Annotated in this window: 10 protein-coding genes; 8 read left to right on the top strand and 2 right to left on the bottom strand. The window is 50.3% G+C overall.

The window, feature by feature from the left end; all coding sequences use genetic code 11:
- The first annotated feature begins 43 nt into the window (after positions 1 to 43).
- Complete coding sequence (locus BLQ88_RS05565) at positions 44 to 4291, top strand: T9SS type A sorting domain-containing protein (RefSeq protein WP_090147485.1); 4248 nt, start codon at positions 44 to 46, stop codon at positions 4289 to 4291.
- Positions 4292 to 4362: 71 nt separating this feature from the next.
- On the opposite strand, the gene BLQ88_RS05560 is transcribed toward BLQ88_RS05565, so the two are convergent.
- A complete protein-coding gene (locus BLQ88_RS05560) occupies positions 4363 to 4620 on the bottom strand; it encodes a DUF4834 family protein (RefSeq protein ID WP_090147484.1) in 258 nt (85 codons plus the stop codon).
- 123 nt (positions 4621 to 4743) lie between these two features.
- Complete coding sequence (gene bshA / locus BLQ88_RS05555; RefSeq protein WP_090147482.1) at positions 4744 to 5886, bottom strand: N-acetyl-alpha-D-glucosaminyl L-malate synthase BshA; 1143 nt, start codon at positions 5884 to 5886, stop codon at positions 4744 to 4746.
- Positions 5887 to 6067: 181 nt separating this feature from the next.
- Between bshA and BLQ88_RS05550 the strand changes: the two genes are divergently transcribed.
- From BLQ88_RS05550 to BLQ88_RS05520, 7 genes are all read left to right on the top strand, one after another.
- Positions 6068 to 6949: a geranylgeranylglycerol-phosphate geranylgeranyltransferase gene (locus tag BLQ88_RS05550; RefSeq protein ID WP_090147480.1), complete on the top strand. Its 882-nt coding sequence runs from the start codon at positions 6068 to 6070 to the stop codon at positions 6947 to 6949.
- 90 nt (positions 6950 to 7039) lie between these two features.
- Entirely contained in the window at positions 7040 to 7735 is a 696-nt protein-coding gene (locus BLQ88_RS05545) for a TapB family protein (RefSeq protein ID WP_090147479.1), read from the top strand.
- A gap of 133 nt (positions 7736 to 7868) precedes the next feature.
- Positions 7869 to 8438 (top strand): phosphoribosylglycinamide formyltransferase, encoded by a 570-nt coding sequence (purN, locus tag BLQ88_RS05540; RefSeq protein WP_090147477.1) that lies wholly within the window; start codon positions 7869 to 7871, stop codon positions 8436 to 8438.
- Between the two features lie 11 nt (positions 8439 to 8449).
- Positions 8450 to 9373 (top strand): hypothetical protein, encoded by a 924-nt coding sequence (locus BLQ88_RS05535; protein ID WP_090147475.1) that lies wholly within the window; start codon positions 8450 to 8452, stop codon positions 9371 to 9373.
- Between the two features lie 18 nt (positions 9374 to 9391).
- Positions 9392 to 10453, top strand: coding sequence for a hypothetical protein (locus tag BLQ88_RS05530; protein WP_229212592.1), 1062 nt, complete (start codon positions 9392 to 9394; stop codon positions 10451 to 10453).
- 204 nt (positions 10454 to 10657) lie between these two features.
- A complete protein-coding gene (locus BLQ88_RS05525; protein ID WP_090147472.1) occupies positions 10658 to 11299 on the top strand; it encodes a porin family protein in 642 nt (213 codons plus the stop codon).
- Between the two features lie 88 nt (positions 11300 to 11387).
- A complete protein-coding gene (locus BLQ88_RS05520) occupies positions 11388 to 12785 on the top strand; it encodes an ArnT family glycosyltransferase (RefSeq protein ID WP_090147470.1) in 1398 nt (465 codons plus the stop codon).
- Positions 12786 to 12887 lie beyond the last annotated feature (102 nt).

Below are 12887 nucleotides of genomic sequence, written 5' to 3'. Positions count from 1 at the left end.
GTAATATGCTACTTTCGGGAGATTATTGTAACCACTCCCCTACATGTCCAAATTTTACGCTTGCGTTATTGCAATGTGGCTTTGCGTTCATTTTGCCGCATTTGCACAAACAGCTACTATTTCACTCGGTTCCGATTACTCCTGGAATACCTGCCTCAATACAACCTATCGATACGGCGTCACTACGACGGGAACGTTCAATGCCGATAACAAATTTTCCATCCAGGTACGTAAATCAGAAAATTCCTCGCTGATCGGGGAAGTGCCGGCTACGCTGAACAATGGCAGGCTGGAATTCGTATTGAAAGATTCGCTAGCCTACGCCAACATTTCCGTTCAGTTCAGGGCGGTCGCATCGTCTCCAAAAGCCCAGAGCGAATGGTCGTACGGTATTCTTGTGCATTCCAAAGGCCGTATTACCCTTAATCCCTCCAACCTACGTGATACGATCAATACCTTCGACATTGTCCCGGCCAATTTTGCTGGCGTCAGCCTGGGTGACATTCAGGTGACATTGAACGATAGCAGCAAGTTTACAGTTTATGGCAACCCTGGCGGCTTCACCAGTAGCCAGACGCTCCTTATACCCGGGACCATTCCGGTTTATACCATTGCACATGCGGAAAATCTCTGCGGGGCCATGCAGGTCGACGGCCGCTATCAGCCTGTGATAAACCCGGCATCGATCAGGACCATTTCGGTTTCGCCTACCCAGGTTTGCGAGAACAGCGAAGTAAAAGTGACATTCTCAACGCTGGGAACCGCTTTCACCGCTCAGACCCGCTACCGGCTTCGTTTCAGGGAGACGTATCCCGCAGGTGCACCGAGGATTGTCGAAGTGCCCGCGACTTTACAGGGCAACTTCCTGGTAGGCACGTTCCCCGATCGTCTGAAATTACCCAACGGGTTGCAATTCAGCGTACAGGTGATCACGGATAATCCTTCCACGGTAGCATCCACCTCGCCTACCGCTTTAACGATTTATCCGAAAACCGGTGCCTCTTTCACCACGCCCAGCCAGACCGTGGATATCAACTCGTCAACCTATCTGAATGTAAAAACCTATGGTGTGCCGCCATTTACGGTGGAATTAAATGACGGCAGCAAGGTGACTTCCAGCTACGGTGATGTGTCATTTTGGGTATCACCGACGAGCGATAAGAATTACAGCATCAAAACCGTTACATCAGGCTGCGGCAGCGTGAATGTTACCGACCCCGAGATCGTACAACTTAAAGTGAGGCCTGGCATCCGGTTTGCCAGCGGGCAACAGGTTCTCTGCTCGGCGCAAAACATGCGTGTAAAGTTTGTTACCAGCGCACAGCTAACCGACGCGACCCGGTTCAAAATCGGAGTTTCCCCGGGCAATGGCACCAGCTATGTCGTCGACGCTAAACGTTCGGGTGAATACCTGGAATTCTCGCTGCCTGCCGGTCAGACTGGCCCCTATGCCTATGCCAACCAGTACCAGATCGTGACCACCAGTCCAAATCTCCAATCGCAGTATACTTCCGAGATAATAGTTCAGACTTCCCCAACGATAAGTTATAACGTCAACGGCTGGGGATCGACGACCGTCACCGTGCCATCCCGCATTTCGCTCAGCTATTCCCTGGCTGGCGGCGGTCCTTACACCGTGGAAGAGCCCGATGGAACGATTAAAACCACGCAGTATTGGAGTATGGACGGGCCTCAGCTGTATATCAGGCAAACGACCGACTACAAAGTCAAATCGGTTTCCAACGGATGCTTTAAAAATACCAATCCGGCCGGTGTAACGCTAAAATTACAGCCCACCAGTGAGTCGGCCCTTTACCTTGAACCCCTTAAAAATGCCATTTGCAACAATGATAGCCTCGAAATCACATTCGGCTCCGTGGGACAATTCGGCGCGGGAAACAAGTTCAGCATTCAATCCAACCAGCCATGCTGTGACTTTAAAGCAATAGCCGTGGTGGAGCAAGGTGGCAAGTACAAAGTTAAAGTAGCTGTCACACAGTACTATCCGTCGGAAATCGAATTTCGTATCGCATCTTCGAATCCGGTGCTTTTCAGCAATACCGAGCGCGTCAGGCTGAACATACCCTTGAAAGATTTCTCCCTTTCTCCGCATACAACACCGGAAGAACCTCAGCGATATGTGATCGACAAGGGCGGTGCACAGCTCTACCTATCGGCCAATTCTCCCATTCAGAGCATGATCTATACGGACAATGGCGTGGAGAAAAATGCTGTTTTCGATCAGTATTCCAACTCGATTTACACCATTCCGAAACCCGGCGAGGTAAATGCCTACGTGGTGAAATCGGCTACGAATGCGTGTGGCACTTTCCCGGTCGACAAGACGACCTACATCCGGGCTATGCCCGGCTTCATACAATTTGCATCGCAACAATCGCAGGTGTATTGCATCGGAGCTCCGCTGGCCGTTTCCTTCGATATCACCTCCGGCGTCGAAACGACAGATGCCACCTATTCGCTCGAAATTGCACCGGCAAACACCTCCGATTACAAGGCATTGGTTACCGGACAGAAGGGGAAGCAATTCAGCACAACAGTACCTCAGGACCTGATCACCGGCTATTACTCCCTGCGCATTGTGTCGTCCGACGGTTCGATGTCCGATCCGCAGGGCATTCAGATCGCCGTGCCTCCGACTGTCCTGCTCACGCCCGAAAATTCACAGCCCAACCCAATACGCGTCGATGCGGGCCAGGGCGTTGCCTTGCAGGTTAAGACTACCGGCACCGCACCGATTTCCACTATTTTCAGCGACAACACACGCCAGGAGTTCTCTTACGGCGAGCAGAGCTGGTATGTTTATCCAAAAAGAAGCGGAGAATTCTCGATACGTTCCGTTAGCAATGCTTGCGGCTACGGTACCGGTTCGGGAACAGTTAGCATTATTGTCAATCCTAAACTATCAGTCTATTCTTCATCCAGCAGCGTTTGCGAAGGCAGCACGATTTCCGTGAGTTATGAGCTGAGTGGCGACGCTGACGTTTCCGATGATTACATCCGATTTGCCATCGCAGATCAGAGCGGCACGACCGTGATACCATTGGATTCTACAAAATCGCTCAAAGGAACCATAGCACTGAAAATGCCGAATTCGCTACCGGGCAGCTATTACCGGATCTTTGCCACGCTGAACAAATACAAAATATCGACGGCGCTTTCCGTCAATGTGACCACTAAACCGAGCGTAACTATCACTGGCAATACGGTTATCAATACCGGCGAAAGCACCAGACTTATCATCAAAACAAACAAATACACTTTCGATACACCTAAATTCGTATTGTCGGATGGCACCACCGGAAACATTGAATGGGGTGGTAGTGTTACGTATGTAGCCGTCTCACCGCAGAAAACAACCACTTACACGGTCGCATCGATAGCCAATGGTTGCGGCAATGGCGTCGCAACCGGATCGGCCACGGTAGAAGTCAATCCGCCTTCGGACCGCAGCGTTTCGGCAACAACCATCACGACCGGCTCCGGCTACGGCGCCTGCACGGGCGATACGATTTCAGTGGGTTACAAAACAGTGGGTTCATTTTCCGCCGGCAACACATTTACCGTGCAGCTTTCGGATACCACAGGACGTAACTTCCGTGCGATTACGACCATTCCGGGCAGCAATCCTATTAAAGCCATCATGCCGACCGATTTGGCCTCCGGCGAATTGTACCGGATCCGCGTAACGGCCTCCGATGCCAATACAGCGAGCAGCGCATATGCTTCGCCTGTAAGCGTAAACCAGAAGGCCAGAGCCAAATTCGCTTCCGAAACCGTCATTTTCGATGGTGTCAACAATCCAAAAGTAACTGTCCTGCTCGAAGGCGGCGGACCATGGTACTACCAGTTCGGAACAGATGCGAACGTCATAAGCAGGCAATCCAGTGTAGCAACCGATGTGGTAGAACTTTTCCAGGCTTCTCCGAGCCAGTACTACCGCCTGTTCCGTGTGTCCAACAATTGCGGCAACGGTATTATCGGCTCGCCTTCAATCGTCAAAGTGGAGATTGTCACTGCCGTCGAACCGAATACTCCTGGTTACCAGGCCACGGTGGCCCCTAATCCGGCCCAGGACGTGCTGGTGGTAAAAGCAGATGACAATGTCGAGAAAAGCATTCGCCTCATAGGCCAGAACGGGAACGTGGTGCGAGCAATAAAAACCCGGCAGCGCGAAGAACGCCTCGACATCCGTAACCTGAATCCAGGCGTTTACATTCTCCAAATCGACGCCGCAGGCCGAAAAGCGACATTCAAGGTAATCAAACAATAAAACTTATTTATACCAAAACAAAAGAAGCCCGGAGCGATCCGGGCTTCTTGCATTTATCAGTTTTTAAAACGCTATTTCACGTCCTCATAATCCACATATTCGCCACCCTTAAACCGCGATGACTCACTGCCATTCTGCGGCTGACTGTCGACCCGGATGCCTCCCGGTTTTGTGCGGGCGCGTTCGGCTTGCTGCTGTGCGCGGTATGCTTTCTCCTGTTGCTTGATCAGTTGCCTGCCCACCAGCAAGTGGAAAAGGAAGCGCCGGAAAAACGGCACGAATGCGATCAGGAGCAGGAATATGAATAATATATTAAATACCAGTTTCATTTTTCAACAATTTTTTACCTCTATCAATAACGTAAACCTAGCATAAATAGCACACGAATATAAGTAAAACCTCATGAAAGACGAAACCGGTCACTGAGCGGCGCGTTCGCATTACCGGCGGCATTATGCCACGTCGACAGCCTTGCTGTTCTCCACCACACGTTCGTAATAGGCTTCATAATGCGGCAGGATCTTCGCCACATCGAACTCGCGTGCCCTTGCCAGCGCATTCGCTTTGAAGGTAGGCAGATTGGCGTCGTCCAGAATGTAAGCGGCGTGCTTCACCATATCTTCCACATCGCCTACATCGCTCAGGAAGCCGGTTACGCCATGCACGTTCAGTTCGGGCAAGCCGCCTGCATTAGAAGTGATAATAGGTACTTCGCAGGCCAATGCTTCCAATGCGGCGAGTCCGAAACTTTCGGATTCGGATGGCATCAGGAACAGGTCGGCAACGGAGAGCACTTCTTCGATGGCGTCGAGTTTACCCAAAAAGCGTACATCGGAGAGCATATCGAGGTCCTTGCACAGGCGCTCGATGCGCATACGGTCGGGACCGTCGCCTACGAGTAGCAGCTTGCTCGGCAGGAGCTTCCGCAGCTTTTCGAAGATCATGATCACGTCGTCGATCCTTTTTACCTTCCTGAAATTAGAAGTATGGACGATCAGCTTTTCGTTGTTCGGGCAAATGGCGAGTTTGAAGTGGTCTTTCTTCTGACGGCTGAAACGGTCGAGATCGATGAAGTTGGGGATTACTTCGATGTCCTTCGTAATCTTGAAGTGATCGTAGGTGTCTCTTTTGAGCGAATCGGAAACAGCGGTAATGCCGTCCGACTGGTTGATGCTGAATGTTACCACGGGTTCGTAGGACGGGTCCTTCCCGACCAGGGTAATGTCGGTGCCGTGCAATGTGGTAATCACCGGGATATGGATACCTTGCGCGGCCAAAATCTGCTTAGCGAGGTACGCCGACGATGCGTGCGGGATCGCGTAATGTACGTGAAGTAAATCGAGCCCCGCATTGGCCACTACATGCACCATTTCGCTCGACAATGCCGATTCGTACGGCGGGTACTGGAACAACGGGTAGGCAGGTATATTTACTTCATGATAATAAAGGTTCTCATTAAAAAAATCCAGCCGTTGGGGCTGGGAATAGGTAATGAAATGAACCTGGTGGCCGGCTTTCGCCAACGCTTTTCCAAGCTCGGTAGCTACCACACCGCTTCCTCCGAAGGTAGGATAGCATACGATACCAATTTTCATATTAAGTCAGCAAATGGTTGAATATCCGGTATGAACAACCGTCCGGATAACGGTACAAAATAGCTAACAACAAATGCGCGTTTTTTATCCCACAAATGGATAAAGAAGTGAAGAATTGTCGTTAATGGGATAAAATGAATAATTTTAGTGCCTAAACCTTCTTTTTCCAGCGTCAAACTTCATGAATGTGTCGGCCAGGCCAAAGATCACAACGTGGGATTATGTCACCGGGAGTGCGCGTCTTGTGCGCATGACCAACCTCGTCATTGTGGCCCTCACACAATACCTTACACGCATCCTGCTGATCGGTCCGCGGCATGAATGGAGGTCCATCGTGACGGACCTCGATATGTTTGTGCTTTCGCTTTCAACAGTGTGCATTGCCGCCGCCGGTTACATTATCAACGACTATTTCGACGTCAAGATCGACATCGTCAATAAGCCGGAACGTGTGGTGGTAGGCCGTTACCTGAAACGCCGCTGGGCCATGGGCGCGCACCAGGTTCTGAATGTCGTCGGGGCGGTGCTGGGGCTGGTGGTCAGTCCTTACATTTTCATTATCAATGTATTCTCGATCACGCTGCTCTGGTTCTATTCCGAGCGGTACAAGCGGCTGCCGTTTATCGGGAACTTCATTGTCTCGCTGCTGACGGGCCTTACCCTGCTCATACTCACGGTACATTATCCGGCCAACAGGCATCTGGTGTTCATTTACGCGGTGTTCTCTTTCTTCATTTCGCTGATCCGCGAAGTGGTGAAGGATATGGAGGACATCCGCGGCGACGAGGCGCACGGCTGCCGCACGCTGCCGATTATCTGGGGCATCCGGCGCACGAAAACGTTCCTGTATTCGGTCATTGTCACTTTCGTTCTCACGCTCTTTGTAATGGCGCGCGCATTGCAGAATAACCTCCTCGCCCTCCTGTTCCTCCTGCTGTTGATTCCGATCGCATTGCTGGTACTCCGCCTCTACCAGGCCGATACCCGCCGCGATTTCAAGGAGATCAGCAGCCTTTGCAAGATCATTATGCTGCTCGGACTCGTTACCATGATCTGGGCCTGACGCATCGATTAATTTAACACTTGTCACCGCTTAATTAACCGGTTGAAAAGTTATATTTGATCACCCCAAAACTAAATCGCAGCTACGAATATGAAAAAGTTAATCCTATGGAGCATCGCCTGCATAATGGTGCTCAGTGTGAGGTCCTTTGCCCAGGAATGCGCCGGTTTTGCCTTTAAAGAAGGAAGCGGTTTTGAAATGAACAACTTCGATGGCAAAGGCAAATCACTCGGCAAGCTCACTTATAAAATTGCCAAGGTAACCCAAGAGGGCGCCAACACGGTGGTGATGATCGACATGGAATCTTTTAACGCAAAGGGCAAATCCGAGTTAAAAAACACCTACCAGATGAAATGCGACGGAAATATGCTCACACTCGACGCAGCTTCGCTCATCAGCCAGGAACAACTGAAATCGTTTCAGAATATGGAGATGAAATTTACCTACGACAATATCGAAATTCCGTCGAAACTCTCGGCGGGCGATAAGTTGAAGGATGCGGCCGTGAAAGGAGAAGGAAAATCGGGGCCAATGACCGTAGTTTTCAATATGTTGATCAAAAACCGTACGGTGGTCGGCCAGGAGAAGCTTACGATCCCTGCGGGAAGCTATGATGTTTACAAAATCAATTCGGACATGAATATGGAAATGGTAATGGGTTTTCCTGTTAAAATGGAATTGCAAAACGTTTCGTACCGTGCACCCGGCATTATCTGGGACCTGAAAACCGAGACTTACCGAAAGGGAAAACTCATGGGATACAGCGAACTCGCCAAAATCTATTGATTTCGGAAACATCAATATTAACATTTCCATAAAGAACGGCTTGCGGTTCGTCGGCAAGCCGTTCTTTTTATAGCTTTGTCCGGGTATTTTTCAACGATACTACTTATCTATCATAACAACTACGCTTAATCAAATGAAGAGAATTGCCATTTTTGCCTCCGGTTCGGGGTCTAATGCCGAAAAGATCTGCGAGCATTTCGCAGAACGCGACGACGTGGATGTTTCGCTGATTTTCACCAATAATCCCATGGCCGGAGTGATCAGAAGGGCACTCAAATTACAGATACCGGTGGTTTTTTTCGACCGGAAAACCTTTTACCATACCGGCAAAATTCCCCAAATCCTGCAAAACGAAGGCATCGACCTGGTTGTACTGGCCGGTTTTATGATGCTCGTACCGCCGGTGCTGGTGAATGCGTTTTCGAATAAAATGATCAATATCCATCCCGCATTACTGCCCAAATACGGCGGCAAAGGCATGTACGGGCATCACGTGCATGAGGCCGTTGTGAATGCAGGCGAAACCGAATCGGGCATTACGATCCATTACGTGAACGAGCATTACGACGAGGGTGATGTCATTTTCCAGGCCAAATGCGATGTGGTGTCCGGCGATACGCCCGAGGACGTCGCGCGTAAGGTACACGCACTCGAATATGAGCATTACCCGCGCGTGATCGACGAAATTCTCACCGGGCGGTAAGCCGCTGCACCATGCTTTTCTTCCTGCTAGCGGTTCTTTTCACGGTTATGCTCTACCTGATCATGCGCGCTTATCCGCGCTATCAGGTGGATTCTTTCCATGCGGTGGTTTTCAACTACTATTCCTGTGTACTGACCGGCCTCGCGCTCACACCCGATCTGGGTGTTTTCACTGAGGTGCAATGGACGTCGGAAGGAACTCTTCTCACAATGGCGCTCGGGGCAATGTTTGTCACCGCATTCATGCTTATAGGGCTTACGGCGCAAAAAGTAAGTGTGACGGCCACGTCGCTGGCAGGAAATATGTCGCTGGTGATACCGGTGCTATTCGGGCTATTTGTTTTTAGAAATAACAATAAGGACTTTACGGCACTCAATTACCTTGGCCTTGTACTGGCGCTCGTCGCGCTTGCATTGGGTGCGATCCAGCGTTCGCCGAAAACCGCCGACCCGGCTGATGCGCCTCATTCCATGCAAACCGCGCAGCAGGCATTGTGGATTTTACCCGTGCTGACATTCTTTGCGAGTGGTACCAACAACACGCTGATCAACTTTTTGTCTTCCAGATACTACCCTTCCGGGCAGATAACCGTTTTCATGATCATCGCCTGCTTCGGCGCGGTGGTGATCGGGACGTCGATCCTCATTTACCGCATTCTGGCGCACGGGCATAAGCTGAAACTCCGTAGCGTTGTGGGCGGGCTGATACTAGGTGTGCCCAACTTTCTGTCGCTCTATTTCCTGTTGCTGGCGCTTGCCGCATTCGGAAATAGCGCCGCTTATGTTTTTCCGATTTACAATATTCTCACAATGCTCGTTTCGGCCCTTGCGGCCTGGGTTCTGTACAAAGAGCGGCTCAATACGCTGAATAGGTGGGGCCTCCTGCTAGCTGTCGCCGCCATTGTACTCATTTCTTACCAGGAACTGAACCTGTAATCCCGCGGGCACTGTTTAATGACCATGACCGACACCGCCATTCTGCATATTCCCGGCCAAGACAAGCCGCTCAACAAAAAGCAAAAAGAATTCAATACGCTTTCGGAGACGATAGAGGCGCTCGACCGCCAGATCGCCGACCTGCAACAGGCCTATGACGAAATGCTGCGACGAATGCCGTCCGACCTCGATCCGCTTATACGCGAATACCAGGGTTACCGGGCCGATATTGTCAACCTCTGGGACCGGGCCTACGACGCAGAGCATTTCCGGAAGGCGTACCAAACCAAGCTGGCTTATCTGATCACAGAAAATGCTTATGATCTGATCAAAAATCACGAGCGTAACGAGCTGAAACCGGTTTTCAACAAATACAGCCCGACGAATATAGATGTTCTGCTGGAAGAAGAGCGGTTAAGGGAGACATCGCGCATTCAAGACCCTGCATTTCTGCTTGAAAGCGAGAATGTGACTGAGCCGGAGGTATTGTTCCACGAACTATCGGCAGAAGAACAGCAACGCATCAAGGCGGAAAGAAGGGAACAGCGCATGGACCAGCGCACGCGCGAGGCGCAGCAGGCCAAGACCACCAAGTCAGTGCGGAGCGTGTATATGGAGCTGGTGAAAACCTTCCACCCCGACCGCGAGACCAACGAGGCCGAAAAGCTGCGGAAAACCGAAACTATGCAGCGCATCACCAAGGCATACCAGGCCAATAACCTGCTCGACTTGCTTAAACTGCAAATGGAACTCGAACAGATCGACCGCGCCGGTCTTGAAAACCTTAATAAAAACCAGTTGAGCTACTACAACAAGATCCTGAGGCAGCAGGTGGATGAGCTCGACCAGCAAAAAGTATCGATCCAGCAAAAGATATCCGCGGTATGCGGCCTCCCCTGGCAGCACGCGCAGTCGCAGGTGACCGTGATCGCGAAATTCAACACGAATATCAATGAATTGAAGGCCGAGATCAAAAACATTAAGAAAGTGTCCAAACACTGGCTTGTGCCGTCGCAGCTCAAAACGTATCTCAAACCCTTCCAAATCCCCAATCAGCCGGAAGAAGATGACGATGAATAACCGGAATCGGCCGTTTTTTTGCGGGAAACGTATACAATACGTAGATGTTTTTCCACGATATTCACCATCGGTTTAAATGTGATTATACAAATACATCAGCAGACTGCGCTAGTGGTAAGCTGATTAAATGGAATCGCGCATAAGACGCATCATTGGCATATAAATTGTGCATAATGGCCTTGACGCACCCAAACTCACATTTAGATGAAAAATTGCATTATTTTGTTGCTCGTAGTCGTATTTTGTAGCTCGCGGGCACAAGCTCAGGAAAACGTTTCCATAGGTCCGCTGGTGGGGCTTTCGATTGCCAATTTCCGCGGCGATGTTTCGAATACCGACTGGAAACCCGGATTGACCATTGGCGGCTTCTACAATTACAGCTCCAAATCAGGCTTTGGTTTCAGCGGACAACTGCTTTTCACCCAGCTTGGCGCACAAATCAACAACAAAACCAACGAAATTAACCTCAACTACATTCAGGCCCCATTGCTGGCCACCTTCTTTTTCGGACGGTACGGTAATCGCGTGCGCCCTAAAATCTTCCTTGGCCCTAACCTGAACTTTCTCGTCGGTGCGAGGGACAAAAACGGCAACAACATCAACGGAGACTCCAACAACCGCATTTACGCGCCGTTCGATCTCGGCCTTACTTTCGGCGCAGGGCTGAATTACCGCCTGCAAGAAAAAATATGGCTGAATTTCGATGCGCGTTATGGCGTGGGGCTGCTCGATGTGACGAGGCTCGACAATTCGAATATCAAAAACAACAACTGGGGTATCAATGTAGGACTGAGTTTCCCGCTGGGTACCTATAACAAACACACTGGAAGACTACGTACGCGCTGACACACTATAATTCGTATTTAGAAGGGCATCCAAATTTGAGTGCCCTTCTTTATTTTTGTTATCAGCAAGTTTTTAACGCACACTGCCTATGCTTCAAAAGGATTTGTTGAAAATAACCAAATGGGGCCTGGGAACCGCCGTGCTGATCTGGATGATCGGCTGGCTCATGCTCATTCCCGAGGACATGTCGGCCCAGATCGCCGCTATCTCCGCCGAAACGGTGAAAAACGGCCGTTTGGTCGAAAAAACCGGCGTCTCCGGCCCTATCATTTCGCTGTCCGTTGGTGCTATGCGTCTTTTCGGGATCAATCAGCTGTCATTGCACATTCCGGGCTTTCTTGCTATTCTTTTCAGCCTGTTTTGCGTCTACCGCCTTGCAAATTCACTCGCAGGCAAGGAATCGGCCGTGCTTTCGGTATTGATATTGGCCACATCGCAAGCCACTTTTCTCGTCAGCAACGAGTTGAGCGACGCCAGCTACCTTGCGGCATGCTTCATTTTTGCGATCTGGCAGATCAGCAGTTACATCGAAACCCGGAAGATCGCCAACCTGCTGCTTGCTCTCCTGGGCGTCGTCGGGCTCGTATTCGTGAAAAACGCATTCCCCGACAGCGCAAGCCAATGGCCCATTGACCCGCTACTTACGTTGCTGATCACGTTCTGCCCGTGGACGATTTTCCTGATCCTCGCGCTGATCGATCTCGTTCAGCGGCTTATTTTTCCTGATTACCATAAAATACAAAAGCGTGAAATGATCTGCCTGATCACGATCATCATGCCTTTCGTTTTCAGCTATGTCAACCCGTTCAGGGCAACTTTCGACATCTTTATGGCCTACCCTGTGGCCTCGGTGGTCACGGCTATGTACATTATCCGTCGCCTCGAAAGTACCCCGGACACCTTCTCGGGCTTGCTCGCGTACGTACACGCGGTGGCTGCTTATGCGGCGCTCGCACTACTTTTCAGCCTGGTGTGGTTTACATTTCCGGCTGATAATTATTATGGCCTGGTGCATTTCATGGCGCTTCTCAGCGTCCTTACCTGGCTGATCTTCTTCTCGCCCGTTCGTAACAAGCTCATTGTGGGCTGTGTCGTATTTTCGATTGGCGCGAACATCGTGCTCACTACCTATTTTTATCCCAACATCTACGAATACCAGGCCGCCGCGAAGCTGGGCATTGTAGCCCGGGCCAATGGTGCCGCCGACGACCGGCTTTTCAGTTACCAGGCCGGTACGCCTTACAGCCTTCGTTTCTATTCGGGTGTGCATGTTACCGAAGTCAATGATTTCGGCAGGCTTGTGGGTATGAAAGACTGTTTGGTTTATACACACCAAAATCTGCTTGGCGAGTTCAAAGCCATTCGCCCCGACCTGAAAATCCTGGGAAGTTGTGAGGAATACCCGCGGAGAATCCTCGATTTCCGCTTTCTCGACCCAAATACACGTGCTTCCTACGTGCAATCCAAGGTATTAATCAAGCTGTAATTCAGAAGATTACATTAAGATTATATATTTTCAGCGATTTTTACTTTGAAACACAAAGTACTTTTATAAATTTGAGTCATCAAACTTAAACGATCACTTGCC

This window comes from Dyadobacter soli (genome assembly GCF_900101885.1).
Classification (GTDB): Bacteria; Bacteroidota; Bacteroidia; order Cytophagales; family Spirosomataceae; genus Dyadobacter; species Dyadobacter soli.
This window is presented reverse-complemented; position numbering and strand designations above follow the sequence as displayed.

What these genes read in the sequence shown, in the direction of transcription:
- BLQ88_RS05545 (WP_090147479.1), top strand. Translation starts at nt 7,040, where the DNA reads ATGAAAAAGTTAATCCTATGGAGCATCGCCTGCATAATGGTGCTCAGT.
- BLQ88_RS05530 (WP_229212592.1), top strand. Translation starts at nt 9,392, where the DNA reads ATGACCATGACCGACACCGCCATTCTGCATATTCCCGGCCAAGACAAG.
- purN (WP_090147477.1), top strand. Translation starts at nt 7,869, where the DNA reads ATGAAGAGAATTGCCATTTTTGCCTCCGGTTCGGGGTCTAATGCCGAA.
- bshA (WP_090147482.1), bottom strand. Translation starts at nt 5,886, where the DNA reads ATGAAAATTGGTATCGTATGCTATCCTACCTTCGGAGGAAGCGGTGTG.
- BLQ88_RS05520 (WP_090147470.1), top strand. Translation starts at nt 11,388, where the DNA reads ATGCTTCAAAAGGATTTGTTGAAAATAACCAAATGGGGCCTGGGAACC.
- BLQ88_RS05535 (WP_090147475.1), top strand. Translation starts at nt 8,450, where the DNA reads ATGCTTTTCTTCCTGCTAGCGGTTCTTTTCACGGTTATGCTCTACCTG.
- BLQ88_RS05560 (WP_090147484.1), bottom strand. Translation starts at nt 4,620, where the DNA reads ATGAAACTGGTATTTAATATATTATTCATATTCCTGCTCCTGATCGCA.
- BLQ88_RS05550 (WP_090147480.1), top strand. Translation starts at nt 6,068, where the DNA reads ATGAATGTGTCGGCCAGGCCAAAGATCACAACGTGGGATTATGTCACC.
- BLQ88_RS05525 (WP_090147472.1), top strand. Translation starts at nt 10,658, where the DNA reads ATGAAAAATTGCATTATTTTGTTGCTCGTAGTCGTATTTTGTAGCTCG.
- BLQ88_RS05565 (WP_090147485.1), top strand. Translation starts at nt 44, where the DNA reads ATGTCCAAATTTTACGCTTGCGTTATTGCAATGTGGCTTTGCGTTCAT.